Here is a 25,452-nt window from a genome sequence, read left to right as displayed (position 1 = left end):
AGTGGGATCGGCCGCGGGTCAGCGGTAGAGGTGGGAGGTGGAGGTGGTGTTGGTGCGCACCGCGCCGAGCACCACGGCCAGGCCCAGCAGCCCGAAGACCACGAGCATGTAGGCGGGCACCAGGGTGTCGCCGGTGGCGTCGATCATCCAGGTGGCGAAGTAGGGGCCTCCGGCCCCGCCGATCACGGCTCCGACGCTGTGGCCGAAGGCGACCCCGGTGTGGCGGACCTCCACGGGGAAGAACTCCGGCATCGCCGCGTAGGTGCCGGCTTGGCACAGGGCGTAGGGGATCATCCCGATGAGCAGCCCGATCATGGCCAGGGCGACCGAGCCGTTGTTCATGAGCAGGAAGGAGGGGATGGTGGCCACGATGTAGAAGAGGTAGGAGGTGACCAGCACGCGCTTGGCGCCGATGCGGTTGCCCAGCTGCCCGGCCAGAGGGATCAGGAAGGCGGCGGCCACCACGGCGATGAGCACGATGTAGGAGGCCTCGGCCTTGGTGTAGCCCAGCACGGTGCTGAAGTAGACGGCGACGTAGACGGTGCCGATGTAGGTGCCCATGTTCTGCACCAGGGAGATGAAGAAGACCTTGGTCAGCGGCTTGCGGTGCTCGACGATGAGCCGGCCGAAGGGGGACCCGGTGGTCTTCGTGGCGGTGGCGGCATTGGCGGTGAACTCGGGGCTGTCCTCGATCTTCAGTCGCATGATCAGGCATAGGATGCCCAGCGGCACGGCGATCATGAACGGGATCCGCCAGCCCCAGGACTCCATCGCCTCGGCCGGGACCAGGGTGGCGGCCAGGGCGGCCAGGCCGGCCGCAGATCCCTTGCCGAGCACGGCGATGCTGGGGATGAAGGAGATGTAAAGGTTGCGCCGCTCGATCGGGGCCCACTCGCGGATGTAGCTGGCCGCCCCGCCGATCTCCCCGCCGGCGGAGAAGCCCTGCAGCATCCGCAGCACCCCCAGCAGGATCGGGGCCCAGATCCCGATCTGGGCGTAGGTGGGCAGGGCCGCGATCAGACCGGCCGCCGCACTCATCAGGAGGATGGAGCCCACCAGGCTGGCCCGGCGGCCCTTCCGGTCCCCGATCCAGCCGAAGAAGATCGCCCCCAGCGGGCGGACGATGAACGCCGTGCCGAAGATCAAGAACGTGTTCAGCAGCCCCGCCACCGGGTCATCCCCGGGGAAGAACACCACCGCGATGGTGGCGGCCACGTACCCGAAGACGCTGAAGTCGTAGTACTCGATGAAGGTGCCGAAGGCCGCGACCCCCGTCGCCTTCTTCGCCTTGCGCTGCCGCTGCGGATCCACCGCGGGGGCGGTCAGCTGTGATGCCTGAGCCATTCCAACTCCTAAAAAATGGGACACTGTCCTGAAATGTCGATACAGTGTGAGCGGGGCCACGAGCATGTGTCAAGCACCACAGTTCTGCCGGTGCGCACCTGCCGACACAGAGCGGGGCTGTCTCGCTGGGCCCGAGCGGTAGCGTGGTGGGCGCACCCCTGGGCCGGGACCGGCGCGGGAGTAAGAAACAGGAGGAGGGCCGGGGTGAACGAGGCGACAGCATCCAGCAATGACCGGATCGTGGAGGTGCTCCACGCCTTGGTGACCCGTGAGCAGGCCAGTGGGGTGCGGGAGCTGGCCGAGGCGCTGGGGGCCAGTCGCAGCACCGTCAACCGCATCCTGCTGGGCCTGGTCGACCAGGAGTTCGCCCTGCCCGCCTCCGGCGGGGCCTACCGGGTGGGCCCGCGGCTACGGGTCCTGGCCGCCGCCCTGAACGTACGCCACCCGCTGCTGGCCGGTGCTGGGGACGTTCTCGAGGAGTTGGCGGCGCAGTCGGAGGCCACCGTGATCGTGGCCGTCCACGACGCCCCCCGCCCCCAGGCCGTGGTCGTGGCCCGCCGGCGCCACCCCGGACCGGTGGCCTACTCCCTGGAGCCGGGCACCATCCTGCCCCTGCACGCCGGGGCGACCGGGCGGGCCATCCTGGGCCGGATCGGCCTGGACGCCCTGGGGTTGGAGGAGTTGGAGGCCCGCACTGCAGAGACCGTCACCGACCGCACCGCACTGGCCGCCCTGCTCGAGCAGGACCGCCGCACCGGCTACGTCATCAGCATCGGCCAGCAATTCCCCCTGGCCGCCGGAGCCGCCGCGGCCTTCTCCTGCCTGGGCCTGACCGGATCGATCTCGATCACCAAGCCCCGCTATCTCACCGAGGATGCGGACCTGGCCCGCTTCGGGCCGATGGCCCAGGCCGCCGCCCGCGCCATCGAACAGCAATGCTCCACCCCTCCGGTGCCGGCGAACCTCCCCCCGAAGACCGCCTACCCGGCCGGGGGCACGGCCCTGGAACGGATGACCCGCCTGCTGGCCGCCCTGGTGGCCGAGCCCGCCGGGCTGCACCCCGGGCAACCCCTGGCAGGCAAGATCGGGGCCAACATCGCCACCACCCACCGCCTGGTCACCACCGCCACGACCACCGGGCTGGCCCTGACCGAGGGCACCACCCTGCACCCCGGCCCCCGCCTGCTGCACTGGGCCGCCCGCCTGGGACCCACCCGCGACATCGGCGCCCTGACCCGCCACATCCTGGCCGAGCTGGCCGAAACCACCGGGGAGACCATCGGACTGGCCCAACTGGACCCCGCCACCGGCCAGGCGGAGATGACCACCGTGATCAACGGCGTCCAGCCCCTGCACTACGGGCTGGCCTCCGGGGTGACCATCCCGCTCTACGCCGGGGCGGCCGGCAAGGCCATCCTCGCCCACTGCCCGCCTGGCACCCTCGAGCACCTCGAGCTGGCACCGCTGACCGAGCGCACCTGCACCGACCGCCAGGCCCTGGCCGAGGAGCTGCAGGCCATCCGACACCGCGGCTGGGCCACCGCCGACGGCGAACGCATCCCCGACGCCTACGGCCTCAGCGCCCCCTACTTCATCGACGGCACCGTTGCCGGATCGATCACCGCCACCGTCGCCCGCTTCCGCGTCCCCCACCTCGACCTCGACACCCTCGCCCACACCATCCAAGACGCCGCCCACCGCATCACCCGGCTGCTCTCCCTCACCCCACCACCCGCAAGCTGACCCTCTGCAGCATCGACCTTGGCAGCACGGCAGTGATTAACCCATCACCGCTGGCGCCCGCCACGACTTCAGCGCAGCACCCCGACCATGAGGCTCTACGCCAGGGCGATGGGCGGGGGTTCTGCCGATAGGTAAAGGCGCCGAAGCGGCATCACGACCTTGGACCCGTTAGATCTGGGTTCCACCCCTAATGATCCTCATGCATGAATCATGCCTCAGCTTTGCCTGTATCACTCCTAGTGAGTGCTAGTAACGCTACTAGTGGCGGCTGCTTTTGCCCCCCGAAGTAGCTCTACCTGGACGTGGTTCCTTTTTCGTACTGTGGTCTCATCAGGCAGCATTCCTTTGAAGGCGACACCACGATGCCAATTTGGTACGACTCTTATCCCGCCGAAGCCGTTCCCCTTGACGAGGCACTGCGTGTCTGGTCAGCCGCGGCACCGGAGATCCTTATCGGGTATGCCTCCACTCCGGGAGGCTATGCCACGTATAAGGATTTCGCACACGACTTGTTTGAGGCCACTAGGCTTCGTACTGACAGGCCGCTACGGCAATGGCCAGGCCAGGTCCTGGACAGGGTCCTCGATTACTGCCAGGAACACGAACTGCCGGCACTGTCGTCTTTGGTTGTGAACAAGGACACCGGAATGTGCGGGGTCGGCTTCGGCACATGGCACCGAAAAGTCCACCGCGAGCCGACCAACGAGAACGCGCGTGAGCACCTCGCTGCAATCCTACGGACTGAGTGCTACCAGCGGTACGCCGGTGTTTCCGAGGATGCAGAACCGTTCTATACGCCCCTCTATCTTTATTGGCTCCAGCGCCAGTTGGACAGGAAAGTCCCCTGACTCTCACCGACCCCATTTTTTGCAGATACCCGTACTGTTCAATTTGATAGGAGCATGGCCGTGAAATATGGACGACCGGACGAACTGTGGGAGCGAACCCGCGATGTTGCCAGGTCTTTTATCGAGGATGTGAATGAAAGAAAGGGTGAGACGTACTACTCGGCCGTCAACGACGCAATCAAAGCGGCGGGCCTCCCGGGCTTCAATCTCTCCAAGTCAGCCGAGCGGCGTGCTCTCGGTGCCCTCTTAGGCGAGATCTCGGAGGAAAGCTACAATGACTACGGCGTCATGCTCACGGCTATCGTTAAGTATAAGGGCAAGGACGAGGTGGGCGGAGACTTTTGGAATCTTGCGGTGTATCTCGGGAGATTGACCTCCGTGCCCACGCCGGACGAGATGAAGGGGGTTCTCGACGAGCTAATCGCTGAGGTGCACGAGCACTACCCTCACCGTGTGAAGAATATTTAAACTACTAAGCGAGGGTCCGGAGGCTATTATGCCCCCCGGCCCTCGCTATGCCGAGCTGGGTTTAAAAAAATTCATATAGATAAGGTGCGAGCATGGCTACCGCTACTCCATGTACATTCAAACCTTCTACAGGCCCCAGCAGGGCAAAAATTGTTAAATCGATTTAGGCGGAAGCCCAGGTTTTCCGATGATACTTTAGTTGCCGAATGTCTATCCGATGCCCACGCGCCGTACGCAACGCGCCAATGGCCTCGCCGGCTTGATCGCGGACGGTGAGGTCATCATCAATGAGGATGCCGCCCTTGTCCAACAGAACGTGATGATTCGGGCACAGGCAGAGGATGTTACTGGCATCGTCAGGCCCCCCGTGAGGTTGTCCGAGTGGACGGATGTGCGCGCCCTCGGCGTACCCGCTGCCGCTGGCCGTAATGAGGCTTAGTCCGCACACTTGGCAGGTGTGCTCGTGGCGTCGCTTCACCCATTCGGACACAGCGGTCGTCCGAATCGTTCGTTGAATGGTCGTAGCTCGACGTCGAGGGGTGTGGTTGCCCAGTGGCGGCGTCGCGGTGTCTGAGACCGTGAAGTCCACGTCCTCCGCCATCTTTTCCAAGCGAAACTGCCACACCATGAACTTGCTTATGCCGATTGTCGACCAGTGGTCCATCACTTGGTACAAACCGTCGTAGCGGTACCCACTCGTTGGCGATCGGAGGGGATCACCCTTGAAGCCGCGGATGACGCGTACTGGCAGACCATCGAGTTCGCTGCGGACTAACGCGGCGTTACCGGTGTCGTCGAGGCGCTGGTCGGCGACCTGCTTTCGGTTCTTCTGCCCGCCGTGACCGGTGTAAATGATGAGGTCGCCGTGATCGGCGTCGTCGGGGTATCCGCCATTAAGGACTATGGAAGAGGCCCCTTCTGCTGGAGTGCCCCATATGCCGCCCTGTGGCGGCCCATGAACCCGATGGCGGGACAATGCCTCGCGGTTCTCATAGACCTGTCCGACACGTTGACCCTCCACGTGTCCAAAGTGCCGTTCCATGCGCCCCTCTTCGTCGTATGCCGCAACTCAAACGAAGCCTAAGGGAACCCCTGGGTGGCTCCACGCGTTGCATCTGCACGGGTGCGGCACCGGTCACGATTTGCTATGAGGCCGTCGTAGATTCGCTGGATAACTTCTCATGCGACAGTCATGAACTTCGCCGGCCGGTAATGAGCCCCGATGCATTCCTCTAGCCCTCCATGGCGAGAAAGGTCCCTATGTGGGTGTGGAAAAGTGGCTAGCGGTTCACCGCGGATGTTGACATATCAACATAATGGGTGTTGGCTGGTGCGTGTTCTCGAAGATGGCCATGGCGCTGCTGGGTACCGTGAGAGGGAGGTTCCCGATCGCAATCAGGAGATCCCGCCATGGTCCGAGCTCGTAAGAGGACGCAAGTCGAGGGGCAGCTGAGCATTGATGCCTTTCTCTTCCCGGAACCCGAGGAGGTTCGTGATGAACACGTACGGCAAGTTCGCGCAGGAAACGTGGAGGACGACCGCGCCCGCGGAGTACGCCCTGATTCCGGACCCGGAAGCGTGGTTCGAGGCGCTGGGGGAGGAGGCGGCACAGCGGGTGGGCGAGCTGATGATGGAGCTGGCCGGCCCGGATCCGGTGGGGGAGACCTACCTGGAGAAGGTGGGGCGGTTGAACGCGTCGAAGCTGCAGGCCGAGGAGATCGTGCGCGCGGAGATGCTGACCCCGGAGCAATCGGTACAGCAGGAGCCGGAGGAGGACGAGGAGGAGTCCGGGGTGGCGCGGAGGCTGCGGATCGTGCAGCAGCTGAACCGGGAGGACCGGGAGTACTGGGAAGAGGTGGGCCGACTGGACGCCGAACAGGCATAGACCCGGCTTTCTCAGAGTCCGCGGTCCCGGGGCGCTTCGTCCCCCGCAGCCAGGACGATCTGGCCCCTTCCGGCGCCCAGGCGAGGTTCCGAGCCAACCTGGCGGCCATGCGCGTGCTGCGCACCCTGCAGGCCGAGGAGCGGGCCGCGACCGAGGCCGAGCGGGCGACCCTGGCCCGCTGGGGGTCCTGGGGTGCCAGTGGGGTCGCGGAGGTCTTCGACGAGTCTCGCACTGAGTACGAGGCCGAGCGGGCCGAGCTGCGCGAGCTGCTGGATGAGGCCGAGTTCGCGGCCGCCCGGCGCACGGTGATCAACGCCCACTACACCGACCCGGTGATCGCCGCCGAGGTCTGGGGCGCCCTGACCGGGCTGGGTTTCGAGGGCGGGCGGGTGCTGGAGCCCGGCTCTGGTGCTGGCACCTTCATCGGCCTGGCCCCGGAAGGGGCGCAGGTGACCGGGGTGGAGTTGGACCCGGTGACCGCGGCGATCTCCCAGGCCATCTACCCACAGGCCACCATCCGTACGGAGTCCTTCGCCGACACCCGGATGCCCGGTGGCGTCTTCGATGCGGCGGTGGGCAACGTCCCCTTCTCGAAGAATGCCCTGCACGATCCCCGGTACAACGCGGCCGGGCATTCGATGCACAACCACTTCATCCTCAAGTCTCTGGCCCTGACCCGGCCTGGTGGGGTGGTCGGGGTGATCTCCAGCGTGTTCACCCTGGACGCGCAGAACCCGGCGGCCCGCCGGGAGATGGCGCAGACCGCCGATCTGCTCGGGGCGGTGCGCCTGCCCACCGGGGCCCACCGCCGGGCTGCCGGCACGGAGGCGCTGACCGATGTGCTGATCTTCCGCCGCCGCCTGCCCGGGGAGGAGCCGCTGGATCAGTCCTGGGTGGAGACCGCCCCGGTGGAGCTGGACGGGGCGCAGGGGCGGATGAACGCCTACTTCATCGACCACCCCGCCCGGGTGCTCGGTAAGCCGGTGATCGGGCCCGGCATGTACGGCTCCGCCACGATGACCGTGCGTTCCGAGGACCTGGCGGCCACCGGGGCCCGGTTGCACGAGCAGCTGTCGGAGATCACCGAGCAGGCCGTGGCAGCCGGACGTGGCATGGCCGAGCGTAGTGGTGAGCAGGAGCTCGAGGTCGCGGCCCTGGTGCCGGCTGGTGAGCAGGAGCAGATCGGGCACATCACCGACCGCGGGGCGGAGGGCTTCACCCAGGTCACCGTGGAGGGGGTGCACGTCCCGCTGAAGGTGCCCCGCACCCAGGAGGGCGAGCTGCGGGCTCTGCTGGGTCTGCGGGATGCGGCGCGGGCGGTGTTGACCTTGGAGGCGGCCAACGTCGAGGACACCCCGGAGCTGGACGCCATGAGGGCCCAGTTGGCGGGCAGCTACGAGGCGTATGTGGATCGGTATGGGCCGATCAACCGGTTCAGCGAACGGCGCACCGGACGCGCCACCGAGGCCGGGGAGGACATTTTGGCCCGGGTCACTGCGCCGGCGGTGCGGCTGCTGCGCGGGGACCCGTTCGGGCCGCTGGTGCTGGGTCTGGAGCACTTCGACGAGGGCGCCGGCACCGCTGTAGCGGCCGGCCTGCTCTCGGAGCGGCAGGTGCAACCGCGCAGACCCGTGCTCGGGGTCGACACCCCGGATGAGGCCCTGGCCGTCACCCTCGACACGGTCGGCACCGTGGACCTGCCCCACATCGCCCGGCTGCTGGGCACCGACGAGGAGTCCGCGCGCGAAACCTTGGGGGAGCTGATTTACGAGGTGCCCGGGGAGGACGGGGTCTATGAGACCCGCGCGGAGTACCTGTCCGGGGACGTGCGGGAGAAACTGGACACCGCTCGGGCCGCGGCGGCCGCCGATGCCCGGTTCCAGGCCAACGTGACGGCCCTGGAGGCGGTGCTGCCGGCCCCGCTGGGGGCCGATGAGATCGAGGCGAGGATCGGGGCGGTGTGGGTGTCCCCTCAGATCCACGAGCAGTTCCTGCGCCACATCATCAGGGACCCGTCTGCGCGGGTGGACCGGATCAGCGGGGCGAACTGGGACGTGCGGGCCTCCCGCCACGTCTTCGCCGCCCGCAATGACTGGGGCACGGAGCGGATGGCGGCCGGGGACATCTTCAAGAAGCTGCTGGAGCAGCGCCGGGTGCAGGTCACCGACCCCGACCCGGCCGATCCGGAGGGCAATCGCCGGGTGGTCAACGCCACCGAGACCACCGCCGCCCAGGAGAAGGCGTCCCTGATGCAAGAGCGGTTCGGGGAGTGGGTGTGGGAGGACCCGGCCCGTGCAGCCGGGTTGGTGGATGAGTACAACCGGCGGTTCAACTCCCTTGTGCTGCGCGACTACACGGTGGAGGGGGAGCGATTGACGTTTCCGGGGTTGGTGAAGAACTTCACCCCCCGGCTTCACCAGCGGGCGGCGGTGGCGCGGATGCTCTCGGAGCCCTCGGTGGGGCTCTTCCACGAGGTGGGGGCGGGCAAAACCGCCGAGATGGTGATCGGGGCGATGGAGCTGCGCCGGCTGGGCATGGCCCGCAAACCCGTGGTGGTGGTGCCCAACCACATGCTCGAGCAGTTCACCCGGGAGTGGCTGCAGCTCTACCCCCAGGCGCAGATCCTGGCGGCGTCTTCGGAGGATCTGGCTGGGGACAAGCGGCGGGTGTTCGTCGCGAGGGCGGCGGCCAGTGACTGGGACGGGATCATCATGACCCGCACCGCGTTCGAGCGCATCGAGCTCTCCGAGCAGTCCCAGGCCGCCTACGACCTGGCCGAGATGGCACGCCAACGCGATGAGCTGGAGGCCGCCAATCAACGGGCCGCGGCCAGCGGGGCGGACACCATGTCGATCAAGCGGATGGAAGCCCGCCTTCAGGCCCGGGAGGAGAAACTCAAGGAGAAGGCCGACCGGGCCACCGATCCGGGGATCACCTTCGAGCAGACCGGCATCGACTACCTGCTGGTCGATGAGCTGCACGAGTACAAGAACCTCGACACCGCCTCCAACATCTCCGATGCGGCCATCGATGGGTCCAAGCGCGCCACCGACCTGCACATGAAGGTTGAGTACTTGCGGTCCAAGCACGGGGACCGGGTGATCACCGGGGCGACGGCCACACCGATCGCCAACTCGGTCACCGAGATGTACGTGATGCAGCGCTATCTCGGTCCGGAGTTGTTGGCGCGGGCCGGGATCCACGACTTCGACACCTGGGCGGCGACCTTCGGTCAGGTGGTGACCGAGATGGAACTCTCGGTGGCCGGCGGGGACACCTTCAAGCTCAAGGAGCGCTTCGCCAAGTTCCAGAACGTGCCCGAGCTGCTGAAGATGTTCCACACCTTCGCCGACGTGAAAACCGCCGAGGACCTGCACCTGCCCACCCCGGACCTTGTCGAACGGGAGGACGGGAAGCGGCTGCCGCGCATGGTCCCCGTGGAGGCGTCAGCGGAGCTGCAGGACTACATCGAGAAGATCGGTCGGCGGGCCGAGGCGATCCAGGCGCGGTTGGTGCCCCCGACCGAGGACAACATGCTCAAGATCAGCTCCGACGGGCGCAAGGCCGCCTTGGACCTGCGCCTGGTCGACCCGGAGCTGGGCTCGGTGGTGGCGGAGACCAAGATCAGTGCCGCCGCCGACCTCATGGCGCAGGTGTACGAGGACCACCGCAACGACGTGTTCCTGGATCCCTCCACTGGGGAGGAGCACCCCACGAGGGGTGCGTTGCAGATCGTATTCTGTGACCTGGGCACCCCGGCGGAGACCTGGAACGTCTACGACGAACTGAAGCTGCAGTTGGTCGAGCGGGGGGTGCCGGCGGAGAAGATCCGGTTCATGCACGAGGCGAAGAACGACGCGGAGAAGGGACGGCTGTTCTCCGCCGCGCGCACCGGGGAGGTGGCGGTGCTGATCGGGTCCACCCAGAAGATGGGGGTGGGCACGAACATTCAGGCGAGGGCGGTGCACCTGGTGGACCTGGACGCCCCGTGGCGCCCGGCCGACGTTGCCCAGCGGCACGGGCGCATCATCCGCCAGGGTAATCAGAACCCGGAGGTCGCGATCTCCCAGGTGGTCACCAAGGGGTCGTTCGACACCTTCATGTGGCAGACGCTGGAGCGGAAGTCGAAGTTCATCGACCAGATCATGCGCGGGCGCCTGGACGTGCGCGAGATCGAAGACGTCGGGGACAACACGCTGTCCTTCGCCGAGGTGAAGGCGATCTCCAGCGGCAATCCGCTGATCCTGGAGAAGTCGAAAGCCGATCAGGAGCTCGCGCGGCTGGAGCGGTTGAACCGGGCCTGGCACCGCAACCAGTCCTCGCTAGTGTTCCGCAAAGACGCCGCCCAGGCGCGCGCCAATGCCCTGGAGCAAGAGATCCCCGTGCTCCGCGCGGCCGCGCAGCGGACCACCGATGAACTCGGTGGGGAGAAGTTCCGGATGACCATCGACGGGACCACGTATGAGAAGCGCACCGAGGCGGCGGAGGCGTGGCAGCGGTGGGCCGGGGTGCACGCCACCGCGCGCCCACCCCGTGCCGGAGAGGTTGACCTCGGGGTCGCCGGGCGGATCGGTGGCCACGACATCCGAGTGGTGCAGCGGCCGGGAAATTTGGCGGACCTGGGTGCCTCTCCGGTGGAGCTGCGCATCGACGATGCCCCCGGGGTGGCCGTGGACGTCACCCGGGCCACGTCGCTGAACCCGACCGTGGGGATGATCCAGCGGCTGGAGAACCAGGTGCGGGCCCTGCCTGAAGAAGTCACCAAACGCGAGGCCCGGTTGGCGGCCGCGCACCAGGAAGTCGAGGATGCCCGGGCGGCGTTGGACGTGCCATTCAAGCACCAGGAGGCACTGGATGCTGCCCGGTGGGAGGTCCAACGCATCGACCGGGCCATGCGCGGAGAGGAGACGCCGCAACCGACGCTGGATCCGGAGCTGGAGGCGTTGAAGAAGCGGATGCGGATCAACTTCCCCGGAGCTCCCACAGCTGATCGTGGCACTCCCGGGCGTGAAAGCTCCACGGTCGGTCACTCACCAGAGACAGCTCGTGCGCGCTACGAGCAACGCCCCCAGGAGGACGGCCTGGGGCTGTAGTCGCTCACGCGACTGGCCTTACAACGACGAACGGTGCCCGCTCCCCGGTGGGGGGAGCGGGCACCGTTTCTTGTGAGGTGACCACAGGGTTAGGAAGCCGTCCACAGCCGGCGGTTACGGCAGTGGAACAGTTGTGCGTGAGGTCACCTGCCGGCTGTGGGCGGGTGGTCGGTGGGGGTCCCCGCTGTCCATCATGGGTGCGGGAAAAGCCGCGGAGCGAGAGAGCTTTTGCCGTGCCCATGTGGGCACGGGGCCAGCTACTGGATGCACTGGTTTGCAATGACGACTGGTGTCCGTGACTGCTAAAGGGGTAGCAGTATTGCAGGGTCCATTCCGCCGCTTTTCATGACTGTGGTGTGCGCGGCTGCCTGTCGGCGTATCCGCTGAATGACGGTGTTCGCTTCGGCCATGAGCTTCGGAATATGCACCTCTACATCGCGGATGACGAATACCATTTCATCTGCGATGTAGCACCGGACGGGTTCCGTGGGAGTTTCTGAACCCCAGATGTCCCGGGACTTCACGATCCAGTCGATTGCGGCCATCCATCCTGCTTCTGCATCGGGTCGATGGGCCGCAGCGTAGGCCCACTCGTCCATACGTTCATCGAAGTGCACCATGCTGTCACGCGCGTCGACGTTGCGAATTGTTGGTAGCTCCGGGTCACCTAACAGTCGCTGCAACCACCGAACACGGTCATCGTGGAACGCTTCTAAGTAGCGCTTCTTCTTCTGAAGGGAGCCACCGTAGATGAGATTCCGGAGGCTGGCAGCGTCGGAGATGGCTTGCTCGACTCGATCGCGCAGCTCTGTCAGTTCCGACGGCCCGGTGTGTCTGTTGTGACGGTAGTCGTCGCCCAATTCCAGGACGCGGTTGCATGCGGCCATGCAACTGCGGGCCTGTCGGTTGATCTCATTGACGTACATCATCCACACGGGACTTTGTGGATCAACGATCGCCTCCCAACCGCTCACCCCTCATCACTACTTCCATCATCGACGTCGCCGGTTACTGAGTCGAGTGACGCTGCAGTCTCGCTAGGGCGTCGCTTACGGCGTTGCACGCGTTGTACCTTCTCCGGTGCGGCGAGGCCGATCTTGCGCAGTTCGTCCTCGGTCCAGCCGCCGTTGTTGACGGCGGCCTGGAACGCTTGGGCGTCGTTCTTTTCTGCCTCCTTGAGGGCTTCGCGGGCTTCGTCGAGGGCGCCGCGAGTAGCAATGGCCCGGCGGATGTAGTCCATCCGGTCGTTGAGCAGCCGCTGGGCTGTTGCTTCTGCCTGCTGGGGGTCAGTGAGCTTCGCCATGCCCCCACATTAACGGAAGCACACGATTCGATCCAGTGTCCACGCGCGCTCCGCCTGCGCTCCACACCCATGGTGCCCCAGCGGAGAAAGCTATGTTTTATGTGCCATAAAACGGATGCACCGCTAGCCCGTGGGGTTTTGCGGTGGCACACTGATCGTGTGGGGCCCACCAGGGTGGGGGCGCTGCGCTGGGCCGGGACGGTGAGGAGGTGCTGTGGTGGAGGGCGAGAATCCACGTCGAGTGTGGACGTCGAGACGTAAGCGGATCGAGGGCAAGACCCAGTACGTCCGGGTGTCGATGTCGGAGTCCGAGCGTGCTCAGTTGATGGTGCTGGAGCAGCAGACCGGACTGTCGCCGTCGGCGCTGATGGTCCAAGCGGTGTTCGGATCGGCGGATCCGGTGGCAGTGGAGCTACGGCGGAACCAGCTGGCGGAGCTGATCCAGATGCGGCACTTGATGGCGACGATCGCCAACAACGTCAACCAGATCGCCCGGCACGCCAACAGCACCGGCGAGGTGCTCCCTGAGACGGTCGAGACTTTGCGGGAAGCTCGTCGCTTTGGAGCGGACGTGCTGGCCAAGATCGAAGAGTTGATCCCGTGATCCCGAACATCACCAAGGGTGACAAGCCGGTCGGGCTGATGAAGTACCTAGTGGGCCCGGGCCGGTCCAACGAGCACACCGACCCGCACTTGATCAACGGCTCGCCGCTCATCATGGCGTGGTACGACGATGTGCAGCTCAATGAGGACGCCGCGGTGTCCATTGCCCGCGAGATCGACCTGAACCGGCGCGCCTTCGGAGTGGACGCCGACACCAAGCACATCTGGCACTGCTCCCTGTCGATCCCCTACCAGGACCGTGAAGTCACCGACCAGGAATGGGCCGACATCGCCGCCCGCTTCATGGACGAGATGGACTTCACCGAGGCCGGGAATAAGGCGCCCTGCCCGTGGGTGGCCATCCACCACGGTAAGTCGGTAAAGGGCAACGACCATATCCACATCATGGCCTCCACGATCCGGGAGGATGGGACGAAGTGGGCCGATGGCAACGACTTCGCCCGCGCGCAGAAGGCCGCCCGGGGGATCGAGCAGGACTTCCAGCTCATCCAGCTGGGCAAACACTCCGAACGCTGGCTGCAGCAGGGCGAGGTGCGGCGGGAGAGCACGCGGGAGCCAGCCCGGTTTGCACTCGAGCGCACCGTGCGCGCGTGCGCGGTGGCGGCCGAATCGGAAGCGCAGTTCGTGCGGTTGATGCGTCGGGCGAAGCTGCTCGTGCACCCGCGCTTCGCCGCCGGCACCGACGCGAAAGTCACCGGATACTCCGTGGCAGAGCGTCCCCCGAAGGGCATGCGGCCGCTGTGGTTCGGTGGCGGCAAGCTCGCCCAAGACCTCACCCTCCCTAGCTTGCGGACCCGGTGGCCGGATACCCCCGGCTCGACGCAGGAGGCGTCGGAGGAGTGGATGGCGGCCAAGCGCCACCGCCGCATCGTCCACCCCGACGCCCCCGGCGCGGTCCTGGATGAGGAGACCGCCCGGCGGTTGGCCGGGGAGCTGAAAGAGGTCCGCCGGCGCCTGGTCACCATCGCCCCGGACGACCACCAGACCTGGGCCCACGCGGCTCGGGAAGCTTCCGGGGTGTTCGCGGCGTGGTCGAAGGCCGTTGAGGACGGCCAAGGCCCGCTGGGGCGCACCGCGCGGGTGCTGGCCCGCTCCGCGCACCGGTCCGGGCTGAAGATCACTGCCCCGTTGGAGGCGCCGCTGCGCACCAGCGGCACCACCGCCTTCCTGCTCGCGGCTACGCGGGCCCCGTCCCCGATGGCCCAGGCGCTCATCATGAATCAGATGCTGCGGATGACCCAAGCCTTCTACGAGATGCACCAGGCCAACAAGGACCTGCGTGAGACCCAGCTGATCAACGATGCCTTCCGGCAGCACCTGTCGGTGGTGGCCGAGCCTCTGCCGGAAGTCGATACCTCTCGCGCACAGCGCACCGCGCCCCATGCCGGCCCAACCCGCCACCGGGGCTCGCTACGGGAGACCCAGGGACCCAAGGTTGTTCCCGCTCCTTACATTGACCGCGCCCCCAGCATCGACCACGGAATGGGGCTGTAGCGCTGAGCACCCCCTGACGGCGTGAACGACCTGCTCTCCCGGGACCTTCAAGCGGCGATGGCCGTGGCCGGCCGCTGGGGCGAGATGATGGCCCGCCGACGCGCCGAGCAGGTCCGCCAGCGGCTGATGGAACAGCAGCACCGCCGGCGCGAGTTCGAGGACCGGTTTGAGGCCGAATGCGCGGTGATGCGCACTGAGCTCGCTTCCGTGGATTAGGACCGGTTCTGGGCGCCTTCGAAGCCTGCGGATATCGCCGGCCACTACGGGCTGGCCGTCCGTGGATGACTTCCCCTCGAGGTGCTCACCCCACCCACCACAGCGATGAAGGGCCCCGCCCATCCGGGTCCCTAGAACAGCGTGGGGTGCTGCGGGTCGATCCCGTGCACCAGCTCCCGCACCAGCTCCTCGTCCCACCCGTGGGTCTTGAGCGCATCGCGCAGTCGGCGGGAGCGGGCCGAGCGCTCGGCCCTCGACAGTCGCCGCCACTTCACCGCGTTGGGGGAGGGCATCCGCTTCTTCAACGCCCGGTCGGCCATGTTCTCCGAGGCAGTGCCCAGCAGCAGGTGCGTGGACGGCTCCAAAGAAGCCCGCACGCACAGCGGCACGTCGCACCAGTGCATCGCGATCGACCCCTCAATCGCCTCCAGCCCACCGTGGACAGTGGCCAGGGCGAAGCGGTGAGCGGCCACGGCCCGCTGACCGGCGGCGGTACCGATCCAGAACCGGCCGTAGCCGTCGTCGCTGATCGCCCCCAGCCACAACCAGCACGAGTCCTGCGCCGGCCCCTTGAGGACGTGGGTGTAGAACCGCTCAATGTCGGATGCCCGCACGGGCCACCTCCACCCGGTACACGAGCAGCAGCATGCCCGCGGTGATCAGCCTGGCGACCACCTCGGCGCGCCAGGTGAAGTCGAAGGCGACGGTGAGGCCCCACACGACCCACAGGTACGGGACCAGCGCCAAAGCCCCGGCCAGCTGGTGACGCAGCAGGGACGGCATCGGGACCAGGCGCAGGCACCAGTGCGCCACCCCGTGCCCGAAGCGGTACCAGAGCCGGACCCAGAACACGGGGTAGGGGATCAGCACGCGCAGCATCGACGTTCCTCACCAGCCGGCGAGGGGACCTGCACTGACCTCATGGAGTAGTCCTCCTCGACGATGATCGGCTGCGGGTGTAGGGGGTACACGCGATCACTCCATCATCCCCCTCAGCCAGTACTGCCATGCCTGCACACATCCCGCCCAAGGGCTTGTCAGCGGGGGCAGCGCTGGGATAGGAACACCGCATGGACAAGCCACAAGAGCTCGCCGAGGCCGAGACCTATCTCCTGCGCGTCCTGGAAAGCTCCACTCGGCTGCGAGGCCCAGCCGAGTACAACGTCACGGCCGCCGCCCAGGAGTGCCGCCAGGCCGCCGGCAGCTGGGACGTGCAGAGCTTGGGCCTGACCGCGGTCGAGGACATCCTGGCCCGTCACCCCGCCGCCGACTGAATCCGCGCACCGGCCACCTGCGGTGCCGGACGGTAGCCCCGGCACCCCGGTCCGTCGCTAAGAGCACGAACCGTCCACGCGACGCTGATCCCGCGCACAGGATGGCGTGGGCGCTGCACTGTGCAATGCACAGAGCGCCATGGCCAAAGTGCCGCACTCCAAGCGCAGACAGGCTCCAAAAGGACCGCCGAGAGGGGTCCACCCTCACCGGCCCCGGTTGCGTGTCGTAGTAGGGTAATAATACGACACGCCATCCTGACCGAGATGCCCCTCCCCTGGGTGCTGGCGGGGCTACCGTGGCCCCACCTGCGGTCGGCGTCCGTGGTCGACACCCGCCGACGGCAATGCTCGTCCGGAGCGGGACACCCGAGACGCCGAACACGACGAGACCCGGGTGTGGCGATCATCTTCGTCCGAAGGAGTGCTGCCCGTGGCCCTGCCCCCGACACCGACCGAGATCTCGCTGTCCGAAGCCGTGGAGCGCTATCTGGAGCTGTGTCGGCAGAAGGCGCTGATCCGGCGGCTGGCGCCGACGACCGTGCGCAACTACACCGCGGACCTGCGCCGCTTCCTCGAACTTCTCCCTGACGCTGAGGCGCACACGACCGAGTCGGTGACCGGGGTGCACGTCGACGAGGTGCTGCTGGCCTACGCCAACACCGCCGACCACCGCCGCGCACCCGCCCCCGGCGAGACCGCGCAGGACCCGCGGCGGCGGATGGCCGCCACCGATGCCGACGCCAAGGCGGCCGGCTCGACCTTGCGGATGCGCCGGTCCCTGTCGGGGTTTTTCACCTGGTGCGTGGATCAGGCGTGGGCGACCGTCTCCCCCATGCGTGCTTCCGAGATGGAGCCCCAGGGGGAGGGACGGTTGCGGGTGGAGCGCACCGCCCTGGACCTCGAGCAGGCCCAGGCCCTGCTCACCCACGGCCCCGGGGACGCGGCCACGAACCCCCATCACGACCGGGATGCCATCGCCTTGGCGCTGATGGGAGTGCTGGGTTTGCGCGCCGGGGAGATCGTCGCCCTGGACGTCGACCACTTCACCCGCGCCACTCCCAGCACCCCGGCGTCGCTGCAGATCTACGGCAAGGGCCGCACTTGGCGCACCGTCCCTCTCCCGCCGTGGCTGACGCAGCTGATAGCCGCCTACCGGGGGCGGCTGGGCGCGGGCGCTCCGCCGGCCCTGCTGCTCTCCCCTACGGGTAAGCGCCTGGCGGTGCGCGACATCGAGCGGTTGCTGGAGCGCGCCGTGAAGCGCACCCGGACGGCGGATCCGGCCCGCGCGAGGGCGGTGGTCCCGCACGGGTTGCGCCACACCGCCGCGACTCTGATGCTCGCCGAGGGCTGGGATGTGAAGGTCGTCGCCCAGCTGCTGGGCCACGCCACGGTGACGACCACCTCCCAGTACCTCGATGAGCTGCCCGGGGAGCTGTCCGTGGCGGTCAACGCCCATCCCCTGACCCCCGTCGCTTCCTAGGTGGGGACGTGTCAGGCCCCGCCCACGCTCGGCCCCTCTTGTCGGGGTGGGCGAGGGCTTGCGGTGATCCAGCGCCCGAGGAGTTTGCCGCTTAAGGGCAGCAGCACCCAGGTGAGTGCGGCCACCAGCAGCATCGCTATGAGAGCGGTACTCAATGGTTGCGGCCATCCGGCGCTGAGGCGCGGCACGACCGCGGACAGCAGCAGGATGGTGGGGTAGACGCAGGCGAACGTCACCACGGCTTGGCGCCACCTGATGGGCCGTCGGGGGTGCGGTCATGGGGTGCCGGCCCGTGGACGACGGGCGACACGGCTGGAGGAGGATGTGGCGGAAACCTAGCAGGCCGCCGGGGTGGCACCGTACGACCCCAGCGCGTCGGCAGGGTGAGATAGTGACGGCGACTCCAGTGTGACGATCGGACAAAGACATGGACCTCACCGTGCACCACCTGCGGTGCTTCCTGGCTGTGGCGGAGGAGCTGCACTTCGGCCGCGCCGCCGCGCGCTTGCACCTGAGCCCGTCCTCGTTGAGCGAGCAGGTCTCCGGGCTGGAGCGGCGGCTGTCCCGGTCCCTGTTCCGCCGTTCGTCGCGCCGTGTGGAACTCACCGAGGCCGGCCGGCTGTTGCTGCCGCTGGCGCAAGAGGCGGTGGCGGCCATGGACACCGTCCTGGCGTGGGCCACAGGCCCCAGAGCCTGAGCAGTGCTGCGGGTGGGGCTGATGGTCTCCAGCCCTGGATTCCGCCGGATCATGACCGTGGCGGCGCAGCAGATGCCGCAAGTGCAGTGGGAGATTCGGCAACTGGGGTTCCTGGGATGCTACGAGGCCCTGACCCGGGACGAGGTGGACTGCGCCTTCGTCGCCGAGATCGGTGCGGCCGAGGGCGTGGAGGCGCTGCCGCTGTGGGAGGAGGGCTGCGTGGCGGTCCTGTCCGAGCGCCACCGTCTCGCCGGCCGCGAGTCGGTGGCCCTGGCCGAGCTGGCCGATGAGACGTTCGTGGATGTGCAGGACGAGACCGCTTCGTCCCGGTGGCTGTCCGCAGTGGCCGCCCCGGAGGGGGCCGTGCCCAAGGTGCTGTCGGTGGCCCGTGGGTTTGAGGAGGTTCTGGAGCTGGTCGGGGCCGGGCTGGGGATCAATATCGCCGGTACTTCCGCCCCTGAGACCTACGCCCGTGAGGGCCTGCGCTTCGTCCCCGTCATCGACGCCCCTACGGCCACCACCTACCTGTGCCTGCGGCCCGGGCGGGGACCTTCGGCGCTGGAGGAGTTCGCCCGTCGGGCCGTGCGGGTCTCGCACTCCCGCCCCTGATCGTTCGGGGGCGCCGAACGCTCGTTCGGCATAACGCGCTGGTTCTCCCCGCAGGATCCGCCCAGGATGGAGGGCATGCTCCCCGATGCTTCTCCCTCCCGCGGGACCGTGCGGCTCGACCCCGGCGTCGTCTTCGCTCGGCGGCCCACCGGCGACCTGCTCTTGGACCTCTACCGTCCGGACGTCGCGGGCCCCGTGCCGGTGATCCTGTGGCTGCACGGGGGCGGGTGGTTCACCGGGGATCGGACACTGGCCCCGGGCCTCGCCCGCCACGCGGCCGCCACCGGGTGCGCCGTGGCGAGCATCGAGTACCGGCTCTCGGGACAGGCGCTGTTCCCGGCCCAACTGCACGACGTCCGCGCCGCGATCCGCTTCCTGCGCGCCTCCGCCGAACCGTTCGGCCTGGACCCGCGGGCGGTCGGGGTGTGGGGCGCCTCGGCCGGCGGGCACCTGGCGGCCCTGGCTGGGCTCACCGGGCACCTGGCGCGGTTGCCGGGCGAGGAGGACGAGGGCGACGCCTCCGTGCAGGCGGTCGCGGAGTCCTACGGCCCCGTGGACCTGGCCGCCGTGGTCGCCGAGGCTGAGGCCACGATCCCCGGGATGGACGGGGCGAACTCCCCGGAGGCCCGGCTGATCGGCGGCCACCCGGCCCAGAACGCCGAGGCTACCCGGCGGGCCAGTCCGCTGTCCTGGGTGAGCTCGGCGGCCCCGCCGTTCCAGATCTCCCACGGCACCGCCGACGTGCTCGTGTCGTACCGGCAGAGCGAACGGCTGCACGAGGCCTTGCTCGCCGCCGGCACGGCCAGCGAGCTCTACCTGCTCGAGGGCTACAAGCACGGGTTCCTCAACCCGGCCGGGCGCCTCGACGTGAAGCTGGCCCGGGTGATGGACGACGGGCGGCTGGCCGCCGAGGGTGTTGCCCCCGCCCGCCACCGCACCTCCTCCGACCCGGGAGTGGAGGAGGCGACGAGCTTCGGATTTGCCCACGTCGAGGCCTTCTTCCGCCACCACCTCTTCCCCGACCACGCTTCCCACCCCACGACAGGAGACACCCCGTGACCGCCATCGACCTGGAGACCGTGCACGGGCTGGCCCCCGTGATCAACACTCTGCCCGGCGAGCCCGTGCCCTACTACCTCGCCTCCGGGGAGGGGCTGCGCTTCGAGACCGACGGACAACTGTGGACGGTCATCGCCCGCGGCGCGGACACCGGCGGGCTCTTTGACGCCGCCTACGTGCTGGGCCCACGCGGCGCGCAGACCCCGTTTCACAGCCTGCCAGACCACCAGCGCTCCTGGTTCGTGGTCGAGGGCAGCGTGCAGTTCTGGCTGCCCGGCCAATCCCGCATCCTGGTCTCCGGCGACTCGGTCCACGTCCCGGCCGGCACCCCCGTGGCCTACCGGATGCTCTCCCACATGACGCGGATGCTGTTCTTCTCCGCCCCCTCCGGGGCCCTGGACGCCCTGACCGGCTCGGACGCGGCGGTGGAGCGCCACGTCTATTCCGCTGCCGGCACCGGCCCCGAACAGCTGCTCCTGCCGCACGGGGCCCTGGTCCACGACCTGCCTCGGGTCCCCGCCCAGGACGTGTGGGACGAGACCCTGCCGGGAGGGGAGGAGGCCTACTTCCTGCGCTCCCGCACCGGGGACCGCCTGGGGTGGCCCGACGCGGTCAACGCCTACGCCGCCCGCGGCCGCAACACCGGCGGCCGCTACTTCGCCGTCGACACCCTCGCCGCCCCGCAGCCCTACATCATCCGCCACTTCCACCGCCAGCACACGGAGAACTTCCTGTGCCTGTCCGGGCGGATCTGGATCTGGGTCAACGGCCAGGAGCTGCTGCTGACCCCCGGGGACTTCCTGCACGCCCCGGCCGGGACCGTGCACAGCTTCGCGATCGCCGCCCACAACACCCGGATGCTGGGGCTGCTCACCTCCGACATCTTCGAGCCGTTCTTCGACGTCACCGGCGTGGCCACCGACGACCTCGTCCACACCGAGGGCCTGATCGACCCCTCGATCGTCATGGGCGGCATGCAGGCCAACCCCGACCTCGACGTCGTCGTGGTGGGCGGCCCGCCCCGACGCACTCGGGCGGCGGACCTGTAAGCCGCAGCAACGGGATCCTCCACCGGCCGCCCTGGCCCGTGACTTCCTTACCGGCCGCCCTGGCGACGCTCACGACGGCGACGGGGTGGGGGCTTTATGGTTCACACCAACGGCGTCATCGCGCTTCCACATCCCCTGTCCTGCCGAGCAGGACAGGGGATGTCTCATCCCATGGTCCAAGAGTCGTCGTCAACTGGCACAGGCGGCAGGCCTGAATCCAGGGTGGCGCCTGCCAGGTGCTGTCCGGTGACAGCGACGCCGTCGCCTGGACCACCGGTCTGCCTGGACAGGACCTCATAGCGCGTCGACGCCGGCATGACCCGCAGCTTCGCGGCCGGTGCGAGGGAAAGCGTCGGAGGACAGTCGAAGTGCCCGCCGTCTGGTGCAGGCGGGCCCTTCGACTGTCCCTCGCATTGGGCACCGTCCTCAGTGGTCGCCTCCACCCGGCAGGGCGGTGGGTCGACTCATCCGGCGACCGTGGCCTCTCGCCGGCGATACGCTCCTGGGGTGGAACTTCGCGGCACGCGCCGCCCTGCCGCCCGGTGCAGGGCTCCCAGTGCGGCGGCTGGGGCGTCCCCGCGCCAGGCCACGTGCTGGTCGGGGCGCACCAGCACCGTCGAGGCGCCCCACAGCTCGCGCGCCGGCAGGTCGCCGTCGACGTCGGCGACGACCTGCACGACCACGGGGATACCGGCGGCACGGGCCTGGGCGGCGGCCTCGTCCCACGGCTTCACCGCGGCGTGCGGGGCTGTGCCGTCGACCAGGAGCGTGAAGCCCTCGCCCAGGAGGTCGTAGACGGAGCGTCCATCGGCCAGCCACGCGTGGGGTAGCAGGCAGCCCGGGGAGGCGGAGGGGACGTAGCGCACGGGGTCCTCCGGCGGCGGCTGGGTTCCGTCGGGGCTGTTGAGGGAGGACCCGGCGTAGCAGGCGCCCAGCACCAGGCCCAGGGAGAGGAACTCGCTCTCCTTCACCGCCAGGGCCTCATGCGCGCGGGCACGGGCGGCCTCTCCCTCGGGGCCGTCCTCGTTGAGGTGGGTGTCGACGAAGTCGTAGGCCAGGGCCTTGCCGTTGGCGGCGGCCTCCCGGATCATCCGCTGGGCGACCGGGCGCCGCTCCTGCTCGTAGCTAGCGAGCAGCCCCGGCCCGCCCCAGCCGTGCTGGACGGCGGCCAGCTTCCAGGCGAGGTTGACCGCGTCGGCCACGCAGGTGTTGAAGCCGTGGCCGCCCCAGGGCGGGTTGAGGTGCGCGGCGTCGCCGACGAGCAGGATGCCGTCCCGGCCGTAAGAGGGGGCCAGCAGCATGCGCGCGGTCCAGGGGTCGGTCTCGATGATCTCCATCGTGAAGTCGGCGCCGACGAGGTCCTTGACCAGTTTCTCGGCCTCCTCGGGGGTCCGCTCTCCGTCCACCCCTTGCAGGATGGTCCACCAGGTGTCCTGCAGGTCCATCCGCCCGATCATGCCCGCGGCCTTCTGCCCCACGACCCAGTACTGCACGGCCGGGTCCAGGGCCACCTTCGCCGCGAGGTCTGGGGAGCGGAAGACGACGTTGAGGTTGGACCGGGCCGCCGACCCGCCCTCCAGCCGGATGCCGAGGGAGCGGCGCACCGCCGAGGACCCCCCGTCGGCGCCCACGAGGTATCCGCAGGCGATCTCGCGGAGGCCCCCTGAGGCGTCCGTGACCTCGGCCACGGCACGCACGTCGCCGCCGTCCGGCACCGCCCGGGCCTGATGCACCGTGAGACCGGTGTACAAGGCCGCGCGGGTGGAGCGCGCGACGGCCGCGCGCAGGACCTCCTCGACCACGGGCTGGGGCACCTGTTGCCCGCACTCGGGCTGCAGATCCCAGCGGCCGGCGTGCAGCTGGAAGGCGTGGCGGAACCGGCGCAGCTCGTGGCCAACCAGGCTCGTGCAGAAGGCCACGTCCTCGGACCAGGACACCGGCAGGGCGGCGGCCGCCCGCAGCTCCTCGGCCAGGCCCAGGCGGCGCAGCAGGGTCATGGTGCGGGCGTTGGTGGTCTTGGCCCGCGGGCGGTGGTGGTCCACCTCCGCCCGTGGCTCCACGACCACGCTCGGCACGCCGAGCCGGTCCAGTTCCAGGGCGAGTACTAGGCCGCTGGGCCCGCCCCCGGCGATGAGCACCGCCGCCTCGGCGGGGAGATCCTGGGTCGTGGCATGGGTCATGAGCGTCATCGTGCCGGAACCTCCTGGGGAAGCGCCACGGAAGTCGGTACGCGGCGCTGGTCGGGACTGTGGCGGGGCAGCAGCAGCGCGGTCGCCGCACCGAGCACCGCGGGGACGGCGAAGGCCAGGGCGGCGAACTGCAGGCCGCTGCCCACGGTGATCGCCCAGGCGCCGTAGGAGGGACCGATGATGGCGCCAATCCGGCCCACGGCCAGGGCCCAGCCCAGGCCGGTGGCGCGCACCGCCGGCGGGTAGTACTGGGCGACGTGGTCGTTGATCATGTTCTGCGTGCCCATGCCGCCGAAGCCGGCCACCAGGATCGCCGCCGTGAGTACCGCGGGCGAGGACGACTGGGAGGCGACCAGCAGGGCGAGGGCGGCGGAGACGAAGCCGATGACGACCATGACCTTCGGGGCCGTGCGCTGGACGATGACCGCGGCTACGACGGTCCCGACGAGGGCGCCGACCGAGTAGATCAGCAGGAAGGAGATCGCCGAGCCGGTCGCGAAACCGGCCTGCTTCATGATCTGCGGCAGCCAGGTGGTCAGGCCGAACATGGACAGCAGGCTCAGCAGGCACATCACCCACATGCCCGCCGTGGGCGCCCGGTTGCCACCGCGGAACAGCGCGCCCACGGAACCCCGGGACGTCGCCGGCACCGCGGCGCCCTCCGCGGGGACCGCCAGCCCGTAGCGGTGGGCGACCGCGGCCGCGTCCGCGGGCCGGCCGGCGGCGCGCAGGTAGGCCGGGGACTCCGGCAGCAGGCGCAGGGCGAAGGGGATCAGCAGCAGGGAGGCCGCGCCGATGGCGTAGACGGGGCGCACACCGTGGGGCTGGACCAGGTTCAGCGCGGCGGTGGCGGCCAGCAGCGTCCCGATCGCCGGGCCGGTCAGCACCAGGCCCAGGACGATGGACTTCCGCCGGGGGTCGGCGAACTCGTTGGTCATGGCCACTGCCGTGGGCAGCAGTCCGCCCACACCCGCACAGGCGAGGAAGCGCAGGGCCGCGAAGACGGCGAAGTTCGGCGCGAAGGCGCAGGCCAGCATGGCCACGGAGAACAGGGTGAGCGAGCCGATCAGCAGGCGCCGCCGTCCGAGCCGGTCGGTGAGGGTGCCGGCGACGAGGGAACCGAGCAGCATGCCGAACAGCGCCAGGCTGCCCACCGCCCCGGCCGTCGCCGGGGTCACGTTCCAGGGCGCCTTACCGATGAAGCCCGGCAGGGTCGCGCCGTAGACGTAGAGGTCGTAGCCGTCGGCCAGCAAGCCCAGCCAGCAGATCACGAAGACCCCGATCGGGGACTTCGTGGTGGGTGAGGTCGTCATCTGTGATTCCTCGTCTCGGTCGGGAGCGTCATCGGCTCCGAGTGGAGGCGGCAGGTGCAGGAAGGACGCCTGTCCTGGTGCCGCTTCGTGAGTGGGCGGCAGAGCGGGAATTGCCTTTGAAGCCCTGCCGGATGGTGACCGGCCGCGCATCACCGTTGATCACCAGCGATCAGCAGGACTCCCCGGCCAGGAGCTGGGCTCCTCGAGCCCCGAACCCCCGCAAAGGACGCCCTATGTGATGCACGCCATAGCGACGAGTATGGCACGAAAGGTTCGAACCTTTTAGGGGTTTCTATAACTTTTTTCGACTCCGACCGGCAATGTCGTGCTACCGCCCCCCTGCTCCCCCGGCGACCCAGAGTTGGCGTTACCGGGATGGATGAAAGGGGAGTCACGAGGCCTCTTTTGAAGGCACACGCTTGCCGACACGCCACCCAGCCCGCGCAGAACCCGTTTCGAGGGAGCGAGGGCGCCGACACCACTCAGGACGTGACTGAACCTGACGTGCGGCAGCTACCGCATCAACCGAGGACTGCCCGCTCCGGCCAGCAGCTTCCTCGGCGGGGAACTCGCGTGGCCCACACTAGACATGGCAAGAAGGCCACCCGGCCTTATCGCCCTGCGCGGTAGCCGACGACCGGGACATGCCCCGAAGGGCCACTGGTGCGTGAACGCCGTGATGGTGTCGAAGCCTCAACGGTGTCGCAGGGACGGGTGCTCCGAGCGAAGGCGTCCGGCAGCGCGTAGTTCGCACAGTTCAGGTC

At 68.5% G+C, this 25,452-nt stretch carries 22 protein-coding genes; 13 read left to right on the top strand and 9 right to left on the bottom strand.

The features are described 5' to 3' along the window. Positions 1–18: 18 nt before the first annotated feature. Complete coding sequence (locus tag ACYSMR_RS18535; protein ID WP_461748111.1) at positions 19–1,344, bottom strand: MFS transporter; 1,326 nt, start codon at positions 1,342–1,344, stop codon at positions 19–21. Positions 1,345–1,548: 204 nt separating this feature from the next. On the opposite strand from ACYSMR_RS18535, the gene ACYSMR_RS18530 reads away from it, so the two are divergent. Continuing rightward, positions 1,549–3,087 (top strand): IclR family transcriptional regulator, encoded by a 1,539-nt coding sequence (locus tag ACYSMR_RS18530; protein WP_461748110.1) that lies wholly within the window; start codon positions 1,549–1,551, stop codon positions 3,085–3,087. A gap of 902 nt (positions 3,088–3,989) precedes the next feature. Then, on the top strand, positions 3,990–4,403 hold the full coding sequence (locus ACYSMR_RS18525) for a hypothetical protein (protein ID WP_461748109.1): 414 nt from the start codon (positions 3,990–3,992) through the stop codon (positions 4,401–4,403). A 163-nt stretch (positions 4,404–4,566) separates the two neighbouring features. Here the strand turns inward: ACYSMR_RS18525 and ACYSMR_RS18520 are convergent, their stop codons facing one another. Further along, on the bottom strand, positions 4,567–5,445 hold the full coding sequence (locus ACYSMR_RS18520; protein ID WP_461748108.1) for a YDG/SRA domain-containing protein: 879 nt from the start codon (positions 5,443–5,445) through the stop codon (positions 4,567–4,569). Between the two features lie 453 nt (positions 5,446–5,898). Between ACYSMR_RS18520 and ACYSMR_RS18515 the strand changes: the two genes are divergently transcribed. Continuing rightward, entirely contained in the window at positions 5,899–6,288 is a 390-nt protein-coding gene (locus ACYSMR_RS18515; RefSeq protein ID WP_461748107.1) for a TnpV protein, read from the top strand. A gap of 107 nt (positions 6,289–6,395) precedes the next feature. Then, positions 6,396–11,381, top strand: a complete 4,986-nt coding sequence (locus tag ACYSMR_RS18510) for a helicase-related protein (RefSeq protein WP_461748106.1) — start codon at positions 6,396–6,398, stop codon at positions 11,379–11,381. Between the two features lie 302 nt (positions 11,382–11,683). Here the strand turns inward: ACYSMR_RS18510 and ACYSMR_RS18505 are convergent, their stop codons facing one another. Beyond that, a complete protein-coding gene (locus ACYSMR_RS18505; RefSeq protein WP_461748105.1) occupies positions 11,684–12,355 on the bottom strand; it encodes a hypothetical protein in 672 nt (223 codons plus the stop codon). Beyond that, on the bottom strand, positions 12,352–12,684 hold the full coding sequence (locus tag ACYSMR_RS18500) for a hypothetical protein (RefSeq protein ID WP_461748104.1): 333 nt from the start codon (positions 12,682–12,684) through the stop codon (positions 12,352–12,354). The genes ACYSMR_RS18505 and ACYSMR_RS18500 overlap by 4 nt, the downstream gene beginning before the upstream one ends. 217 nt (positions 12,685–12,901) lie before the next feature. On the opposite strand from ACYSMR_RS18500, the gene mobC reads away from it, so the two are divergent. From mobC to ACYSMR_RS18485, 3 genes are read left to right on the top strand one after another with little or no spacing between them, the layout of a single operon-like run. After that, a complete protein-coding gene (gene mobC / locus ACYSMR_RS18495) occupies positions 12,902–13,288 on the top strand; it encodes a plasmid mobilization relaxosome protein MobC (RefSeq protein WP_461748103.1) in 387 nt (128 codons plus the stop codon). Beyond that, on the top strand, positions 13,285–14,802 hold the full coding sequence (locus tag ACYSMR_RS18490; RefSeq protein WP_461748102.1) for a relaxase/mobilization nuclease domain-containing protein: 1,518 nt from the start codon (positions 13,285–13,287) through the stop codon (positions 14,800–14,802). The genes mobC and ACYSMR_RS18490 overlap by 4 nt, the downstream gene beginning before the upstream one ends. 21 nt (positions 14,803–14,823) lie before the next feature. Next, complete coding sequence (locus ACYSMR_RS18485) at positions 14,824–15,018, top strand: hypothetical protein (RefSeq protein WP_461748101.1); 195 nt, start codon at positions 14,824–14,826, stop codon at positions 15,016–15,018. A gap of 131 nt (positions 15,019–15,149) precedes the next feature. Here ACYSMR_RS18485 and ACYSMR_RS18480 read toward each other — a convergent pair whose 3' ends face one another. Then, the gene (locus tag ACYSMR_RS18480; protein ID WP_461748100.1) at positions 15,150–15,632 is read right to left on the bottom strand and encodes a hypothetical protein; all 483 of its coding nucleotides are present in this window, start codon (positions 15,630–15,632) and stop codon (positions 15,150–15,152) included. Continuing rightward, the gene (locus ACYSMR_RS18475) at positions 15,613–15,897 is read right to left on the bottom strand and encodes a hypothetical protein (RefSeq protein WP_461748099.1); all 285 of its coding nucleotides are present in this window, start codon (positions 15,895–15,897) and stop codon (positions 15,613–15,615) included. Before ACYSMR_RS18475 ends, ACYSMR_RS18480 begins: the two co-directional genes overlap by 20 nt. A gap of 191 nt (positions 15,898–16,088) precedes the next feature. Between ACYSMR_RS18475 and ACYSMR_RS18470 the strand changes: the two genes are divergently transcribed. Further along, a complete protein-coding gene (locus tag ACYSMR_RS18470) occupies positions 16,089–16,292 on the top strand; it encodes a hypothetical protein (RefSeq protein WP_461748098.1) in 204 nt (67 codons plus the stop codon). Positions 16,293–16,722: 430 nt separating this feature from the next. Next, on the top strand, positions 16,723–17,772 hold the full coding sequence (locus ACYSMR_RS18465; protein WP_461748097.1) for a tyrosine-type recombinase/integrase: 1,050 nt from the start codon (positions 16,723–16,725) through the stop codon (positions 17,770–17,772). A gap of 11 nt (positions 17,773–17,783) precedes the next feature. On the opposite strand, the gene ACYSMR_RS18460 is transcribed toward ACYSMR_RS18465, so the two are convergent. After that, entirely contained in the window at positions 17,784–18,011 is a 228-nt protein-coding gene (locus tag ACYSMR_RS18460; RefSeq protein ID WP_461748096.1) for a hypothetical protein, read from the bottom strand. 188 nt (positions 18,012–18,199) lie between these two features. Here ACYSMR_RS18460 and ACYSMR_RS18455 point away from each other — a divergent pair, with 188 nt between their 5' ends. The 4 genes from ACYSMR_RS18455 (at position 18,200) to ACYSMR_RS18440 (ending at position 21,186) form a co-directional block, all read left to right on the top strand. Then, the gene (locus ACYSMR_RS18455) at positions 18,200–18,469 is read left to right on the top strand and encodes a LysR family transcriptional regulator (RefSeq protein ID WP_461748095.1); all 270 of its coding nucleotides are present in this window, start codon (positions 18,200–18,202) and stop codon (positions 18,467–18,469) included. Between the two features lie 21 nt (positions 18,470–18,490). Then, a complete protein-coding gene (locus tag ACYSMR_RS18450) occupies positions 18,491–19,078 on the top strand; it encodes a LysR family substrate-binding domain-containing protein (RefSeq protein WP_461748094.1) in 588 nt (195 codons plus the stop codon). Between the two features lie 75 nt (positions 19,079–19,153). After that, positions 19,154–20,137, top strand: coding sequence for an alpha/beta hydrolase fold domain-containing protein (locus tag ACYSMR_RS18445; protein ID WP_461748093.1), 984 nt, complete (start codon positions 19,154–19,156; stop codon positions 20,135–20,137). Further along, on the top strand, positions 20,134–21,186 hold the full coding sequence (locus ACYSMR_RS18440) for a quercetin 2,3-dioxygenase (RefSeq protein ID WP_461748092.1): 1,053 nt from the start codon (positions 20,134–20,136) through the stop codon (positions 21,184–21,186). The genes ACYSMR_RS18445 and ACYSMR_RS18440 overlap by 4 nt, the downstream gene beginning before the upstream one ends. A 464-nt stretch (positions 21,187–21,650) precedes the next feature. Here ACYSMR_RS18440 and ACYSMR_RS18435 read toward each other — a convergent pair whose 3' ends face one another. Together ACYSMR_RS18435 and ACYSMR_RS18430 are read right to left on the bottom strand one after the other, a co-directional pair. Beyond that, positions 21,651–23,375, bottom strand: a complete 1,725-nt coding sequence (locus tag ACYSMR_RS18435; RefSeq protein ID WP_461748091.1) for an FAD-dependent monooxygenase — start codon at positions 23,373–23,375, stop codon at positions 21,651–21,653. After that, a complete protein-coding gene (locus tag ACYSMR_RS18430; protein WP_461748090.1) occupies positions 23,372–24,688 on the bottom strand; it encodes an MFS transporter in 1,317 nt (438 codons plus the stop codon). Before ACYSMR_RS18430 ends, ACYSMR_RS18435 begins: the two co-directional genes overlap by 4 nt. Positions 24,689–25,452: the final 764 nt, after the last annotated feature.

This window comes from Kocuria sp. U4B (assembly GCF_054875615.1).
The sequence above is the reverse complement of the archived record's forward strand: the minus strand, read 5'-3'. Positions and strand labels throughout refer to the sequence as shown.